We start from the raw sequence: 16,427 nt of genomic DNA on the forward strand, positions 1-16,427 counted from the left end.
GGTCAGATCCGGGAGCGGCACCAACCGGTCTTTGTTTCCTTTGCCCTGACGAATGTGGACTTTCTGGCGTTTTGCATCAATATCCCCCACCTCAAGGGCCAGGGTTTCACCAAGGCGAAGGCCCATGGAATAGGTGGTGAGCAAAAATACCCGGTAACGATCTGTCTGGGTGGCGGAAATGATCCTTTGAATTTCATCCGGGGTGAGGATATCAGGAAGAGTGTTAACTTTGGGGGGTTTTACAATTTCAACCCATTCCCATTCTTTTTTTAGAACAAACTTCCAAAAGTGCTGAAGACCGTTTCTGTCTATCTTGATTGTACTCCATGAATGGGTTTCTACCAGATCTGCAAAATAGTCCTGTAGGTTCTCAGGCCTGAGATTGTCCGGGCAACAGTTAAAGTGACTGCTGACTCTGCGTACCGCTCTGGCATAGGCTTCAATGGTTTTTTGGGCTTTGCCCTGAAGCTTCAGGGTTTTCAGATGCTTCTCGTAAAGCCTGTTGAATTGCTCCTGTTCCTGCAGGTTCATGGTACACTCCTTCTCCAATGGGTTGTTGGGCTGCAGCTGTAGGCTGCAATTGAAGGAGTGTACCTTATTTAACTCTTTTCTGCCGCGAAGCGGCTGCGTTCAACCATATATAGAACTATAGCGTATTATTCTTTCTTGGGCATGGCTGTTTAGTTCGAGCCAGATTAGTGTATATATTAAGGAGGATTTCATGATTAATCGCCAAATGTTATCCCGACTCACTTTTGTTTTCTGTTTGGTTTTTTCTCTTTTTTTAGGAGTTAGCGGCTGTAGCACTCAGCAGGTACATGTCCAAAAATCCGATATTGCAAAGAGTCAGCCTCAACCTGCTCCGGAAGTTGCCCCGTCGCAAACAAAAGACGAACAGCAATCCGTCTTGTATCAGGAATATATAACTCCGGACCGTTTAGCATCCGCTATAGATCAATTTTGGCACAAATTCAGCGGAGACGGTGGAACTGTTGTTACGTCGCGATTGGCAGACGATGATAATGAAAAAATTCTATGGAGATATGACCAGAAGCTGGGTGCTTATGTGAAGAGCGATATTGAATTAGAAAGAGATATCTATAGTCATACATTATCTTATGACGGCAGCATCTTGGCATACAACTACCGCGAGCCCAAGCCATCCAGTAGTTTGGTTTTACTTTTCACAGCCGATGGCTCAAAAAAAATGATTGAGCTAGAAAATGTTAGAACCAGGGAATTATCAATGGCTTTTAGCCGGGATGGCGCCTATCTGGCTATCGGGGCCTTTAATCGTAATCGTGTAAAAGTGTTTGATGTAGAAACATTGGAAAAGGTTGGAAGTCTTTCGACACCAAGAATGGATGACGTAAGATTACCAGGGCCTTACTTCAGTCCTGACACAAAAACGGTGATTGTTAATGAATGGCGTCCCTCAAATGATACTAGCACAAATGATATTAGCATCGGCACCATCTACAGCTTCCCAGGTTTGGTGCGTATCAGAAGTTATGAGGAAAAAGGCGGTTTATACGGTTTTAGCTCAGAAGGAGACTATCTGTTTTTTGCCCCTCCTCGCGGGACTCTTTCCATTATTGGCACCAGCAGCAACAAAAGCCTGTCGGTTCCGGAAAAACTGTATGCCCCGGTTGTCGCTGGCCCAGGAAACAGACTGCTCAAAATATGGAACAATGCTTTTGACGAATACCTTATCCACGACGAAAAGGTATTTCATTTGCAAAGAAAGAGGTTTGATGAGAGGATTCCCGGCCTTTCTGCAGTTTATGTGGAGACGGCAAAGAGATGGTTTGGGTTTGGCAACAAAGGCGAGATTGTAAGCATGGAGACTGCTTCTGCTGAGCTGGTCCAGGCAGCGAAGGCTATCGCTGAAGGTGAAGGACTTATTGCTTCAGGATTTAAATCTTCAGGAATCAGAAAGCTTAAAGAAGGAATAGCCATCTCCCCTTTATACGTTCGGCTATACTTTAATTTTTACCAAAACTTAAAAAAAGAAGGTTTAAGCCATGCCGAGCTGGCAGAGCTACTCCTCTTTCATCAACGAAAGTTAATCGATATGGACAGAACGATAATAGTTTTCGGAATAAAAGGCAAAGATGTGCCCGGGGGGAGGATGGTTGAAAAGCTTACCAACGCCGATGGCCCGGCAGCTTTAGCTGGACTGCGGGCAGGAGACATCATAGAGGCAGTTGATGGTATTGCTATTACCAACGGTAACGAGCTTTCACTTGTACTGGAAAGCAAACCGGTCGGCTCGAGCTTTGAGCTGACAATAAGACGGCAGGGGCAAGCACACCAGGTCAAAATCTCTCCAGCGGTCAGTTTTGCCGACCATCTTTCACTTGTCAGAGCGGCCAGAAGGTTTCTTGAATACGGTTTTTTAGCTTTTAACTCCGGTTACCCCGACCTGACACTTGCTGCTGCTGGAAAGATTCGTACTCTTAGAGAAGAATACCCGGCAACCTTAACTGATGACGGCTGGGAGAATGTGATGAAAGGGGCGCTGGCGCTGGAGGCGATGGTCATGGCGTATCAGGGAGAGGTCGATATGGCCTACGAGCATCTGCTTGAAAAGGGCGGGCTGGTTCACCAGGGCAATACATTTGCGGCGTATTATATCCTTAATTATCCCGATTACTGGTTCCCTCTTTTTGCCGACCCGAGAAGACTCGCCTTCCTGCTGGATAAAAAACCAGAGGAATTAACCAAGCCATCGACAAGTCGGGTAGCTCCCCAACCTTACCGAGACCTGACAGGCCGGCTTGTTCAACCAGTAAGCAGCCCGGAGCGACTGGAACAAATACCTCATACTACACCGCCCCCCCGCCAGCCGGTATCAGAAGAGCAACGACCAAAAGGGCGGGTGCTGGACTGACAGCCGCAGTTCTGGAGGAAATTGTTACTGAGCGACGAGGCGGAACGGGCTATAAAGGGCAGATGATTTTACAAGACAGAAAAGTAAGGGAGAAATCATGATGAAAGGCGAAAGTCGGGACGGAATATTTACTAAAGGTGTCCTGCTTGCCCTTTTCCTGATCCTGGCTGTTGCCGGGGCTGGATGTACAACAGTGGAAAAGACAAGACAGACCGTAAATGATGCGCCGAACCGTTTGGACCAGAATGAAAGTGACGAGGAGCTGGTTGTTCGCTACCGGTCCGGGGCGGAACAGGGGGAGGCCGATGCTCGCTATCGTCTGGGAGAACTCTACAAGGAAGGCCGTGGCGTTGCTCAGGATGATGCTGAGGCTGTCAAATGGTTCGGCCTTGCCGCCGAACAAGGGCATGCAGGGGCGCAGAACGCCCTGGGTGTGATGTATGACCACGGAAGAGGCGTTGAAAAAGACTACGAAGAAGCATTGAAATGGTATCGAAAGGCCGCCGATCAGGGATATGTAAGGGCTCAAAACAATCTGGGTTTTAGCTATACTAGAGGAAGAGGCGTTGAGAAAGACGATAAAGAAGCAGTGAAATGGTATCGGAAAGCTGCCGATCAGGGACATGCAAGAGCCCAGAGAAATCTGGGCTGGATGTATGCTAACGGGAGAGGCGTTGAAAAAGACGATAAAGTAGCGGTGGAATGGTATCGAAAGGCCGCTGATCAGGGAAATGCAGTAGCTCAATCAAATCTGGGCTGGATGTATGCTACCGGAAGAGGCGTTGAAAAAGACGACAAAGAAGCGGTGAAATGGTATCGAAAAGCCGCCGATCAGGGAAATGCAGTGGCTCAATCAAATCTGGGCTTTAGTTATCTAAATGGTAGCGGTGTGAAACAAAGCGACAGAGAAGCCTTGAACTGGTTACGCCAGGCGGCCAGGCAGGGTAACGACCGCGCGCGGAAAGAAGTTGAAGAACGCTTTAACTATGATGCCATGGATGACGATACTCCTGTTGCGTACGAGGATCACCTCAAGGCTCACTCTCTGGAGCTGCTTGATTGGGTCGGAAACGTTTCGGCAAGCGATGATGGCAAGCGTATAGTGACAAAGTTTCAGAAAAAGGGAGGAACCCGTCACGACTATGTCGGCGCCAGTGTTTGGGAGTACGATGCCCGGAAAGAATCGTTTGTAAAGCACCCCTTCCGGTTTCTCCACAAGACGGAGCGAAACTTTGATGTCGCCCTGTCACCGGACGGCACGCTCATGGCCTATAGCGATTTGGAGAACAGGGTTGTCCTGGTCGACCTGGAGAGGAACCATATTATACGAACAATAACCCATCTTGGAGATGTAATGTATGGTTTGGCAATAAGCCATGCCAATGAAAGGCTTGCACTGTCCTATAGTGATAAAGACTTTGGCGATAAGAAAATATCTGCATATTCGACAAAAGAAGGTAAATTTTTACATATGGCCTTGGTGCCGGAAAACCACAGTGTAAGAAAAATGGTTTTTATTCAAGATGGTAGCTTGGTCGTTGAATATTCCGTTGATGATGAAAGCCGTAAAATCAACCCATGCCGTGTACGTATCTACAACGATCAATTAAAGCGATCCAAAGAGATTTCTTACGTAAGGCGTCACGGGAGTGATTACACTCACGATGATGAATGGTCTATTGCCGGCATATTACCTGATGGAAACCGCCTGGCGCTTTACCATCATGGTTCTGATAGTTCAGATGATTCGGAAAACGGAATTTATAATGTACGGTCGATGGAATGGGAAGTATCTGGCCTGCCTTTTCTGGGCAAGATGGTTTTTGGCCCGCCTGATCATTTTGTGTCAGATAAAAAAGAGTACATATTGCAAGACGATAAAGTTTTATTGCTCCAGGAAGCCCCGGTTAAAATTGCTCGTAGCGGAAATGTAGTCTATGTGGTTGAGGCTGGTCATTGGGTGTTTTTATCTGAAGACCGGCAATTCGTCATGGAGCCTGCTTCCGATGAACTTGTTAAGGCCATGAAGGTGCTCGGAGAAGGCCTTGAAATGGTGAAAACAGGTTTTTATGAACCGGGCGCTGCCAAGATGCAGGAGGCCATAACCATGTACCCGGCAGCTGATCAGTTGGACAGGACGAATTTATATGCAGATCTGGCTGATAACAACGTTCCCCTGAAATACATAGGCGGGCTCCTGCTGACGCAATACGAAGAACTCCTGAAGGATGAGGCTCTTGATCAGAAGCAAGCGATCGCCAAAGCAGTGGAGCGCCTTCGGATCTATGGCCTTTTTGCCTCAAATGCCGGTCATCCGGAACTGGCGAGACAGGCTGCGGGGCGTATTCGGTTTTTGCAGGGCCGTTACCCGGAAGCTGCTCCATGGGATCAGCTTCTGAAAAACGCTGTGGTCCTGGAGGCGCTGAGCCTAGCCGCAATAGAGTTTCCCGACAAGGCTATGACTATATTTTAAGCCAGGGAGGATTGATCCAGGATGACTACACCGCCGTGTCAGGATCGATAATTAATCTGAGTCACAAGCCATACTGGTCAATCCTTTACAGCAACCTGAACAAGCTTGCCTATGTGTTGAACCGTGATGTTGAGCGTCTTGAATCCCCGGAGGCACTATCCATTGAGCACCAGGCCTATCCGGATTTATCCGGGCGTCTGATCCAGCCGGTCACGGCCCCGTCCAGTCTGGAAGAGTCTCCACGGCAGAGGGAAAAGCCGGTTGAAACTTCACCCCGCCCTAAGGGCCGGGTGCTTGATTGAAAACTCTTAAGGGGGCAAAGACATGTGAAAATTCAATTGTTTGTTGTGTTTAGGATTTTATTTGTCCAAGTTTAGATTTAGCTTTTAATATGATTTTTCATTCATTTTCATTTTAACATTATGTAAACTTTAAAGGTTTTTCTGAAAAAATTGGGGTGGATTATATGCGGTTGGATGCACAGGGGGATTTGTGAATAGAATATTTAAGATAATATACGAAATGCTGAATCCTGAAAAAAACAGCGAGCTGAAACCTGCTTTTCAATACAGCAGCGATAATCTGCCTACCCTCTGGCTGCTGGGTAAAACAGGGGCTGGAAAATCTTCTCTTATTCAGTCTGTAACCGGCCTTGACGGGGTGGAGATAGGTAATGGCTTCAGGCCTTGCACACCTACGGCCCTGCGTTATGTGTTTCCTCCGGAAAAGCCCCTCATGGCCTTTCTTGATACCCGGGGGCTGTCCGAGGCAGACTATGATCCTTTGGAGGATATAAGGGTATGCGGGTCAGCCAGCCATGCCCTGATTGTTGTGATGCGGGCTGAAGATCCTGAACAGAGCGAGGTTCTCCGGGCCCTTGCTCAGATCCGTTCAACTGGCAAAATCCGGGATATGCTCCTTGTGCATACGGGCATTGAGCTTATTGAAAGTATTGATGAGAGGCAGCGCTGCATACGTCATAACAAAAATCAGGTGGAAGGGGTCTGGGGCCTTGCGGATCAGGTGGCCGTTGACTTTGTAGGGAAAGATGGCAGACCAGCGGGTATTGCAGACCTGATTCATAAGTTGCAGGAGCATCTGCCTGTTATTGCCGCCCTTTTTGAAGAGGAAATGAACGCTGGGGTGGAAGAGGAAAACTTTCTTAAGCTTAAAAAAGAAGTGATGTGGTACGCGGGTGCCGCAGCAGCAACAGATGTGGTGCCAGGTCTTGGGCTTGTTTCCGTTCCGGCCATCCAGTCCAAGATGTTGCACAGCCTTGCCAGGCAATATGGGCTGGAGTGGAACCGAACGCTTCTCAGGGATTTTTTCGGTGCCATGGGCGCAGGTTTTGCCCTGCAGTATGCCGCTGCCTTTGGCCGCAGACAGCTTGTGAAGCTCATACCCGTTTATGGTCAGATTATCGGCGGGGTGTCTGCGGGAGTTACCAGCTATGCTTTCACCTATGCTTTAGGCCGTGTGGCCTGCATGTATTTCTATGGAAAAAACAGCGGAGATCCCCCTTCTCCCGAAGAGATGAAGGAACGTTTTGACAGGGTTTTTGCCCGGATGACAAGGGTGATGCATGATAAAAAAGATTAAGGGATATCAGGCCATGGCCCGGCTCATGGACAGATTTTTCCCCCTGATGCTGGCTTCTGCCTTTATGCCCGTATTCGTGCTGGCCGGTTTTGGTCTCTATGCGGTGTTTGCTGGCGGTTATTTTCTTTATTTTGCCCTTGTTCTTCTGGTTTTAAGCCTGTTTATGACCCTTGTCATGTTTATTGCAGCAAGGCGGGGCAGGCAGAAGACAAAAGCCATAACTGTGGATACCGAGCTTCTGGCAGAAGAGGATCTGCCTTTGCACTGGCTGCCCCAGGACAGGGAAGTTTACCTCAGTCTTGTTCCTGAGATAAGGGATCTGATTCAGGAAAGACCGGAGTGGATAAGGTTTCACGAGCAGGGACTGGAGGTTCTCAGGCGGGTGGCCCGCCACTACGGCAGGGCAGGAAAGCATGGAGAATGGGCCTTTACCCTGCCTGAAATTCTGGCGGTGGGTGAAACCATCAGCAGGCGTTACAGAAAAGTGCTCAAGGAGCATGTCCCCGGCATTGATCATGTAAGAATTTCCTCTTTTTTTCTTATCCATGATCAGAAGGAACGCTTCCGGAAGGGAAAGCGTATTTATGATGTTTACCGTGCCCTGCGGCTCCTTACCCCGGAGGGCTGGATAGCCGAGCTGCGCAGTTATATCTTTCGTCAGGTTTTCAGTGAAATGAGCGAAGAGGTGCAGCAGAAGCTGCGCTATCTCTTTCTTGTGGAAGTGCTTAGGACTGGCATTGATCTCTATGGCGGTCATTTCCGGCTGGATCAGGAAGAACTTGGGGAATCCAAAGCCGCAAAGAAAGATAAAAAACGTCTGGCCCTGCCGCCCGAGCCCATGCGTATCTGTATGCTGGGGCAGGTGAGTGCCGGTAAATCCACCCTTATCAATGCACTGACAGGAGCCATGCAGGCGGAAGTGGATGCCCTTCCGGCAACGGACAGGGGGCAGGTATACCGCTGCCGCATGGAGGACGGGCAGGTTCTCAACATGGTGGATCTTCCCGGCCTGGATGGCAGTGAGGCAGGGCAGAAAGCCCTTCTGGAAGAAATTGTGAGCTGCGATCTTGTCCTTTGGGTAGTGAGGGCGAATCAGCCAGCCCGGAAACTGGATGTGGATTTTTTGAATAAGCTGCATTCCTGGCAGGCTGAAGAAAAAAACAGGACGAGGAGGCTGCCTGTCATGCTTTGTGTGCTGCATCAGGTGGACAGGCTGGCAGCACCGGGGAAATGGCAGCCCCCTTCAGACCTCAATGATGGCTCAGCAATGGCTGGCATCATCGCCGATGCTCTGGATTATAATCTTTCCCTCCTTAAGGTGGATGAAATTATACCCCTTGCCCTGCCCGCATCCGGACCTCCTTTCAATCTGGAGGCCCTGAAGTCTGCCATGCAGGTGCATTGCATGGGAGCTGTGCATGTGCAGATGAACAGAAGGCGGCTGGATACGGCTACCTTTTCCGTGAAAAAAGAATGGGAGCGGATGAAAAGCGGTTTTACCGGGCTCTTTCATATTTGGCGGGATGTGGAAGAAAAGGATTCTTCGACCGGCAGTTCTGATTCATCCTGAATCAGGATTCGGGTGCAAAGGCTGTTTCCTGCTGTCTGCATGTTGATTCATGGGAAAGTTTCTGGTGTCTTAAGGGAGATTTTCAGGAAAGCGGAGCATATCATACCGCTTGTCTTATGAAGGGTGAATGGCTGTAAATAAGAAAAGAAGTGTTCGTTAAAGGTTAGCGAACACTTCTTAAAAAAACTTAGAAAAAGAATGTTTACAGCTGCTTCATACCATAGGAAGCCATGATGCGGTCATATGTTCCATTTGCTTTGATCTCTTTAAGACCCTTGTTAAAAGCTTCGATAATTTCTTTGTGCCTCGGATTCTTAAGACCCGATAGTACATAGAGGGGTTTGCTTGCAAGGGAGGGTCCTGTGAACTCAATATTACCCGCTAATGCCGGATCCAATATCGAAAGACTGTTCATGCCAACTATTTCATCTTCCAAAGTAAGGTCAATTCTTCCGGCTACCAGCTTACGAATGTTGGTTATAAAGTTGTTAACCGGCTCTATGATAACCCCCGGATAATTCATGAACTCATCACTGTAAGAGTAAGAACGAATTACTCCTACCTTAAGCCCAGGCAGAGTTTCAAGACCGCTGTACTTAAAGGGATCTCCCTTTCTTTTTATAAACCTTATCTCGTTGATCAGGAAAGGCTCGCTAAACATAAAATTTTCCTTGCGCTCATCTGACATCCATGCGCCAGCTACAAGGTCAAGCTCACCGAGACTGACCGTTTGGATAACGCGCGCCCAAGGCATAAATTCCATAGTGACAGTGTACCCCTGAGTTCCAAAAGCAGCCTTTGCAATCTCAACAGAGAGCCCGCCATGAGGATGCGCAGGATCTGCAAACGGCGGCCAAGGGTCAGAAGCCATACTCACAACCCCGCCTGCAAAACAAGGCATGGCAATAAAAAATATCGTAAACATCACAAGAAGAACACGCCTCATTCAAATACCCTCCTTTTTTGAATTTAAACACAAAAGTCTTACTAATAAGACCGAAACACACTCTACAAAGAATCCGCTGTTTTAGATCTTATAATAACGATCAGATATTTTTGCCTGTTACGAGTGGTAAATGCATTTTTTGCTATAACTATGGCTATTTGTAAGGGGTGCTTTTTTCTTTGATTCCTATCTCGGGTGTTTGTTTTTTTATTCTGCTTTCCCATCAAAATATCCGGAAGTATATTTTTTTATAAACTGCTCTTTTATTTTTTCATAATTCCCTTTTTCTACAAAATTATCAAAAATCCGGGTTAGATCTTCCACCAGCTCCGGATCACTTTTTATGCCGGTAACAAGGTATAGGTCTTTATAAAGATCGGGAAAGGTGTAAACCACCCTAAGTTCTTCCGGATCATGACCCAGATCCTTTGCCAGCTGAAAAGCTGCGATGATATTACCAGCCCATATATCCATGCGTTCTGCCATAAGCTTTCTCATGTTCTGCCTGTAGCTTGATGTTTTATCCAGCTTGAGTCCCAGCTCTTTCTGTCTGGCAGAAAGGTGCTGGTCCACCACATCCTCAATGACAGTTGCGATTAGATATGCAGACATATCCTCATCGGATTCAATGCTTATGTCCTTTCTTTTCCTGAGGGCAATCAGGCCTTCATAGGAGGGACCCACAGGTCCTATCCATTGGAAAAGATCTTCCCTTTCCGGTGTTCTGGCCACACAGAATTCAAAGATGTTTTTTCCGTCCCGGGTGGCGGCATAGGCTCTGGCAAAGGGGAAAAGCTGTACATGGAAGTCATAGGCCGTATCCTGAAATACATTTCGGATCACATCAATGCAGATGCCGGATATATGGCCATTTTCCTGAAAACTGTAGGGAGGAAAATCGTCCGTAAGCATTTCAAGGGTTTTTGCCGACGAAGAAAGGGGCAGCACCATAAGACATATCAGCAATAAAAATGATCTGTTCATGAAATAAAGCCTCCTGTGTATGATTGGATCAGTTTTTATGTTTTGGATGCGGTTTTCAAGATACTTCTGGTTTCATGTATTCCAGAAGCTCGTCCGTGGCCTGTTGGAGAAGCCCCTGTAACTTCCTGCATCCTTCAAGGTCTCTGAGCTTTGCTTTTTTTTCCATATCAAAGGCTATGTCAGAAAGGGTTTCTGCACCCATATGGGCAGCAACGCCCTTGAGGCTGTGGGCTTCAAAATGTACGGCATCCGGATCGTTTTTTTCGATGAGTTCTATGATTGCTGCAACCTGTGCAGGGGCGGTATCCATGAACTCCTTTATAATGATGCCTATGGTTTCAAGGTCGTCACCAAGGAACTCTTTCAGCTTGTTTTTATTCCATATTTTGTTTTTATCATTCCAGTCGGACAGAGTACCTGTTTCTTTTTCCCATATTCCAGGGGTTTCGGGCAGCCATTTCAGCAAGGCCGTTGTGAGGGCCTCCGGATTCAGTGGTTTGGTTATATAATCGTTCATTCCAGCATTCAGGCATCTTTCCCTGTCATCCTGCATGGCGTGGGCTGTCATGGCAATTATGGGTATGGCAGGATTAAGTACGCGGGATTTAGGGTGCCTGATGCATCTTGTGGCTTCAAGGCCATCCATGAGGGGCATCTGTATGTCCATGAGGACAAGATCCCATGGTTCATTTTTGAGGGCATCCAGCGCTTCCAGGCCATTGGATACGGCTTTTGGTGAAAATCCTAGATTCTGTAAGAAACCGATGGCAACCTTCTGGTTGATCACATTGTCTTCCACTAGAAGAATGCGGGCATGGATTTTTGCAAGGAGATCTTTTCCTGTGGTGCTTTTTTTGTTTTCATTTACCGGTACTTCTTCTCCATCTGCTTTTTTCAGACGGATGTAAAACCAGAATCTGGAACCCATTCCAGGACGGCTTTCTACGCCGATATCACCATTCATGAGCAGTACCAGATGTCTTGAAATGGCCAGACCAAGACCTGTCCCGCCGTATTGTCTGGTGGTGGATCTGTCCACCTGACTGAATTTTTCAAAGAGAAGGGGCTGTTTATGTTCTGGAATACCAATGCCCGTATCCTCTATGGTGAAATACAGTATTATCCCGTATGCATCCTGCTGGTCTTTGGATATGGAGATGGATACGCTGCCTTTATCGGTGAATTTGATGGCATTGCCCACAAGATTGTTCAGAATCTGCCGGATGCGGCCTTCATCACCCGCCAGACGGGAGGGGATGTCGCTCTCCTTTGAGCAGTTAAAGTTCAGCCCCTTTGCCCGTGCCTGAGGAGCCATGGTGGCCATAAAGTTTTCAATCAGTACGTCCAGACTGAAGTCATGTATTTCCATTTCCATTCTGCCGGCTTCAATCTTTGAAAGATCAAGAATATCATTTATGATACCCAGAAGGGACACGGCGCTGCTGCGAAGTGCTTCTGTATATTGCTTTTGTTTTTCCGTGAGGGGGGTTTCCATGAGAAGCTTGCCCATGCCGATGACTCCATTCATGGGGGTACGGATTTCATGGCTCATGTGGGCAAGGAATTCGCTTTTGGCCATGTTGGCCCTTTCGGCTTTCAGGGCCATCTCACGGGTTTCTGCAATGGCTTCGCTTAAGGCCTTGTTGGTGCTTTCCAGAACAATTCTTGATTCCTCAAGGGCAATTTCTGCCTGCTTGCGTTCACTTATATCCACCATGACCGTAAGAAGGTAGTGTTTTCCATGGCTGGAAATTACATCCCCAGAAAAAATACCGTCTTTTCGTCGTCCTTTGCTGTCTTGAATTTGTATTTCCGTGTTAGTAACCCTTCCTGTTTCATTGAGGCGCAGGGTAAGTGCATCCAGTTGTTCTGGAAAGGGAAAAAGGTTCAGCTCCTGCGGAGTTTTGTTCATTATGTCTTCCTTTACGTAGCCAAGGGTTTGCAGGAAGGCTTCATTTACGTCCGTAAGGCGGCTTTCCGGCAGCATCCAGAGGGCCATGAGTGCAGGATTGTTCTGGAAAATCCGCTCAAAACGCTTTTGGGCTTCCACCTGTACACTGATGTCCTTGGCAAGGCCGAAAATGCATTCTTTTCCATTCCATTCTCCCCGCCAGATTCGTGCTTCCACAGCAATTTTTTTTCCGTTTTTTCTCATCAGGGGGATAAAACAGCTTTCCTCTCTTCCCTCCAGCATGGCTTCCAGAATGACCTTTGCCTCCTCCCGGAGTTTTTCGGGATAAAGGTCAATGATATACATGCCATGGCATTCTTCCCGGCTGTATCCAAGGCTTTGGCGCAGGCTTGTATTGGTGTAGATAATTTGGCCGCTGGGTCTTGTTACAGCCACAAGATCCCCTATGCTTTCAAAAAAATTGCGGAAATTTATCTCCCTTTCACGTATCAGTCTGCCTGTGATGAGGGAGAGGATGAGGGCTGTTACAATTATTATAAAGGTGTTTCTTTGGGAGCTTAGAATTTTGCTGATATAGTCTTTTTCCGGGATAATGACACAGATCAGCCAGTCTATACCGCTGTTTTCCTGAAGAGGTGAGACCTGAAGCATATATTTTTCTTTGTCGCTTGTGAACTGTATGCTGACAATGTCTTTAATATGGTCAAGATTATCAAGGTGGCTGTATATGGACAGTCCAGCGTTTTTTATCCGGCTGGAGGTACTTTTCAGAACATTGGTTTTTTCCAAAACAGAATCTTTGTTTTTCTGGAAAATACTGATGCCAGACTCTGACGAGGCAAGAAGATTGCCGGAGCGATCCATTATAAAGGCTTCTCCTGTTTTACCTATCTGCATGCCCGACAGAAAATCATGGACGTGATCCAGAAAAATATCCACAGAAACCACACCGAGAAGCTGATTTTCGTTGTCCCATACGGGTTGGCTTGCGGAAAGGGCCAGTCCGTCTCCGGTAAAAAGAATGTAAACTTCACTCCATACGGCTTTTCCATGGGTCAGGGCATTTTTATACCATGGCCTTGTTCTGGCATCAAAGGCAGGTATGAACTGGAGAATTTCTCCTTTGCGGCCGTCCGGTTCTGCAAGGGATTTTGTGAAGGGCCCGGCTCTGAAATTATCATTACCCATGAAGTAGAAAGTTTTTTTTGTAAATTCTCTGCCGCTATGGGCCAGGCCACCTTGGGTATTACCGAAATAAATACTGCTTATTTGAGGAAAAAGCTGAAGCTGGTTGAAAAAATATGCTTCCAGCATGCTCTGATCATCGGGATGGAGAAGGCCTTTGGCCATGGCATCGGCATTCATTTTGTTGATCATTCCAGGCAGAAAGAGAAAGTTTCGCAGGTGGTCTGCAATGCGCAGGGTGGTTTCTGCAGAAAGTCCTTCCATGGCTGTGCGTATGGTGCTGGAGGCCCGGTATTGATAAAGGATGCCAGCTGCAGAAACAACGGTGACCATAATCAGAAGCAGAGGTATTGCGGGTGGAATCCGAAAAACTGGATGAAGTTTTTTTTTCATATTATGCTCTCCGTCATTCATGGATGCTGGGTTTAACCGCTTCATCCAGCACCTCCCTGACCTTGCACCCTAAAATTTTACGGGTAAAGGGTTTCTGGATAAAGTGCACTCCCTGATTCAGCACACCATGCCTGTCGATGACATCTGCCGTGTAGCCTGAGGTGAAAATGGTTCTGAGCTTCGGGTGGAGTTCCTTTAGGGTGTCGGCCAGATCCTTTCCATTCATGTCGGGCATGATAACATCTGTGATGAGCAGGTCTATTTTTTGACTTTTGGCCAGCGTCAGGGCCATTTCAGGGTTTGGTGCTGCCAGAACTGTATAGTCGAGACCTTCAAGAACCCGCTGGTTCATTTTAAGTATGGCGGGTTCGTCTTCTGCAAGGAGTATGGTTTCATGGGGACTTCCAGGGGGAACACGGGACTCTTCCGGATGGCTTTCTTCGGGCAGACCTTCATACCGGGGCAGATATACGGAAAAGGAAGTGCCTTCTGAGGGTCTGCTCCGGACATCAATGTAGCCTCCATTCTGTTTGACAATACCGTAGATTGTTGCAAGTCCAAGACCCGTGCCTTTGCCCGGAGCCTTGGTGGTGAAAAAGGGTTCGAAAAGGTGACTAAGGATTTCAGGCTCCATGCCTGAGCCTGTGTCATGGACGCTCAGCACTACGTACTCTCCGGGAATAAAACCCTTTTCCGGAGGGATATGGTTTATGTCAAAAAGGCCTTTTTTGGTCCGGATGGATATTTCACCTGTATTGTCTATGGCGTCTCTTGCATTGACGCAGAGGTTGGCCAGAATCTGATCAATCTGACCAGGATCCATCATGACGGGCCACAGGCCTTCTTCGGGAAGCCATCTCAGCTGAATATCCTCACCAATGAGTCTGTGCAGCATTTTCAGCATACCTGAAATGGTTTTGTTCAGATCCAGAATTTTTGGTATGGCCGTTTGTTTCCTTGCAAAGGCCAGGAGCTGGCGTATCAGATCCGCAGAACGGTGGGCTGCCTGACGTATTTGCAGCAGATCGTTATGTACAGGACTGTCCGGTGCAAGATCATCCAGCGCCAACTCAGAGTGACCCAGAATGACGCTGAGCATATTATTGAAGTCATGGGCCACGCCACCTGCGAGGCGGCCAACGGATTCCATTTTCTGGGCCTGCAGAAGCTGGGCCTGCAGCAGTTGCTGTTCTTTGTCCGATTGTTTTCTGAGGCCAATATTGACAAGCATCTGGGCAAAGAGGGTAAGGAGTTTCTGTTCCATGTCTGAGTAGTTGTGGTGCTTGCGGACGGAATCAAATCCGATAAAGCCAAGGCATGTTTCCATATGCATCATGGGAACGGCCAGCAGGCTTTTGATGTCCTGGGGCTCCAGTACATCCCTTGCGCCACCTCTTGGCAGGGCACTGACATCGGGAATATGTACTATGGCTCCTTTTGCATGGGCTTCTATCCAGTCTTCCATGGCGGAAAAGGGTACCGCCTGCAAAAGATGTATCTGGGGCTCTATGCCTTCTGCACACCATTCATGGGTGTTGGTACAGATTTGATTCGGGAAATCATATGAACATATGTAGGAGCGGTCTGCTTCAACAAAAATAGCCATGTCCCCCAGAGAGACCTGGATGGTTGAATTGAGATTTTCAAGGGGAAGGTTGATATAGGTGGCTGCAATTTCCATAAGGAGTTTTTGCAGACGAGACTGGAGGAGCAGGGCTTTTTCCGTATGCTTTCTAGATGTAATCTCTGTGCAGAAGCCTTCAATAAGGAGATTTTTATCTTTAAGTGTCCGCATGCGGGCGTTGATGCTAAGCCATATATGTCTTCCGTCTCTGGTTTTTGCCTGAAATTCAAAATCCTGAATTTTTCTTTTTTTCAGCAGGATCTGTAACAGGGTCTCCCTCATTTCCGTTTGAAGATACAGCTCCGATGCCAGATCAAGATAATGGTCTATAACTTCTTCCGGTTGATCAAATCCTAAAATTCGAGCCATTGCCCTGTTTACATCCAGGGGCCTGCCTTCAGCTGTGGTGCAGAAAATACCCACAGGAGCATGGTGGAAAAAATTTCTACTGAAGTTAATTATGGGTTCAGGCTTTTGGCTTTGTTGGGAGGGCTGGGGATGATAGCTGGAAGGTTTTCTTTTCCGATGAAGAAAAAAAAGGGATCTGTTGAACCAGCCCGAAGGTTTTTGCCTGGGGGTATTCGTATGGGGGGGGTGTTTTTTTATGGACATGGGAAGCTCCTGTGTATGCGGTTTGGGGCATGAGACAGGATTCACGGGTAGCCTTGAGGGCTGGCCCTTTTCAGCGTGTCGGGGAGGGATATTCCACAGCGCTGCGGAAAGAACACTCTTTTTTTATATAGGCATCAGAACTTTTTATAAAAATAACCTGTTTGAGGTATGCAGGGCAAGATTTTTTTTAAAAAGTCAAAAGGATAGAATCATTGAATGCTGAGGTGAGAAGATTG

At 47.5% G+C, this 16,427-nt stretch carries 10 protein-coding genes; 5 read left to right on the forward strand and 5 right to left on the reverse strand.

Annotated features, from left to right (window positions below; genetic code table 11):
• Window positions 1-531 (reverse strand): tyrosine-type recombinase/integrase (locus FIM25_RS13120; protein WP_139450110.1); only part of this gene is annotated, 531 nt, incomplete at its 3' end.
• Window positions 532-721: 190 nt separating this feature from the next.
• On the opposite strand from FIM25_RS13120, the gene FIM25_RS13125 reads away from it, so the two are divergent.
• From FIM25_RS13125 to FIM25_RS13145, 5 genes are all read left to right on the forward strand, one after another.
• On the forward strand, window positions 722-2,893 hold the full coding sequence (locus FIM25_RS13125) for a PDZ domain-containing protein (protein WP_139450114.1): 2,172 nt from the start codon (window positions 722-724) through the stop codon (window positions 2,891-2,893).
• Window positions 2,894-2,990: 97 nt separating this feature from the next.
• Complete coding sequence (locus FIM25_RS13130) at window positions 2,991-5,366, forward strand: SEL1-like repeat protein (protein WP_139450118.1); 2,376 nt, start codon at window positions 2,991-2,993, stop codon at window positions 5,364-5,366.
• Between the two features lie 35 nt (window positions 5,367-5,401).
• Window positions 5,402-5,668 carry a hypothetical protein gene (locus FIM25_RS13135; RefSeq protein ID WP_139450121.1) on the forward strand — a complete coding sequence of 89 codons (267 nt, stop codon included), beginning with the start codon at window positions 5,402-5,404 and terminating at the stop codon, window positions 5,666-5,668.
• 190 nt (window positions 5,669-5,858) lie between these two features.
• A complete protein-coding gene (locus tag FIM25_RS13140) occupies window positions 5,859-6,965 on the forward strand; it encodes a YcjF family protein (protein ID WP_218961429.1) in 1,107 nt (368 codons plus the stop codon).
• Window positions 6,949-8,535, forward strand: coding sequence for a GTPase (locus FIM25_RS13145; RefSeq protein ID WP_139450123.1), 1,587 nt, complete (start codon window positions 6,949-6,951; stop codon window positions 8,533-8,535). The genes FIM25_RS13140 and FIM25_RS13145 overlap by 17 nt, the downstream gene beginning before the upstream one ends.
• 202 nt (window positions 8,536-8,737) lie before the next feature.
• Here FIM25_RS13145 and FIM25_RS13150 read toward each other — a convergent pair whose 3' ends face one another.
• The 4 genes from FIM25_RS13150 to FIM25_RS13165 all read right to left on the reverse strand — a co-directional run bounded on the left by FIM25_RS13150 (window position 8,738) and on the right by FIM25_RS13165 (window position 16,191).
• Window positions 8,738-9,481 (reverse strand): transporter substrate-binding domain-containing protein, encoded by a 744-nt coding sequence (locus tag FIM25_RS13150; RefSeq protein ID WP_139450126.1) that lies wholly within the window; start codon window positions 9,479-9,481, stop codon window positions 8,738-8,740.
• A gap of 207 nt (window positions 9,482-9,688) precedes the next feature.
• Complete coding sequence (locus tag FIM25_RS13155; protein WP_139450129.1) at window positions 9,689-10,465, reverse strand: substrate-binding periplasmic protein; 777 nt, start codon at window positions 10,463-10,465, stop codon at window positions 9,689-9,691.
• A gap of 55 nt (window positions 10,466-10,520) precedes the next feature.
• Complete coding sequence (locus tag FIM25_RS13160) at window positions 10,521-14,000, reverse strand: PAS domain S-box protein (protein WP_139450132.1); 3,480 nt, start codon at window positions 13,998-14,000, stop codon at window positions 10,521-10,523.
• Window positions 13,969-16,191, reverse strand: coding sequence for an ATP-binding protein (locus FIM25_RS13165; RefSeq protein ID WP_139450135.1), 2,223 nt, complete (start codon window positions 16,189-16,191; stop codon window positions 13,969-13,971). The genes FIM25_RS13160 and FIM25_RS13165 overlap by 32 nt, the downstream gene beginning before the upstream one ends.
• Window positions 16,192-16,427 lie beyond the last annotated feature (236 nt).

Origin of the sequence: Desulfobotulus mexicanus (assembly GCF_006175995.1) — a bacterium.
GTDB lineage: Bacteria > Desulfobacterota > Desulfobacteria > Desulfobacterales > ASO4-4 > Desulfobotulus > Desulfobotulus mexicanus.

Bases quoted from the DNA above. Each gene is read 5' to 3' on its own strand.
- FIM25_RS13130 (WP_139450118.1), top strand. From the start codon at position 2,991: ATGATGAAAGGCGAAAGTCGGGACGGAATATTTACTAAAGGTGTCCTG.
- FIM25_RS13145 (WP_139450123.1), top strand. From the start codon at position 6,949: ATGATAAAAAAGATTAAGGGATATCAGGCCATGGCCCGGCTCATGGAC.
- FIM25_RS13125 (WP_139450114.1), top strand. From the start codon at position 722: ATGATTAATCGCCAAATGTTATCCCGACTCACTTTTGTTTTCTGTTTG.
- FIM25_RS13160 (WP_139450132.1), bottom strand. From the start codon at position 14,000: ATGAAGCGGTTAAACCCAGCATCCATGAATGACGGAGAGCATAATATG.
- FIM25_RS13155 (WP_139450129.1), bottom strand. From the start codon at position 10,465: ATGAACAGATCATTTTTATTGCTGATATGTCTTATGGTGCTGCCCCTT.
- FIM25_RS13165 (WP_139450135.1), bottom strand. From the start codon at position 16,191: ATGTCCATAAAAAAACACCCCCCCCATACGAATACCCCCAGGCAAAAA.
- FIM25_RS13150 (WP_139450126.1), bottom strand. From the start codon at position 9,481: ATGAGGCGTGTTCTTCTTGTGATGTTTACGATATTTTTTATTGCCATG.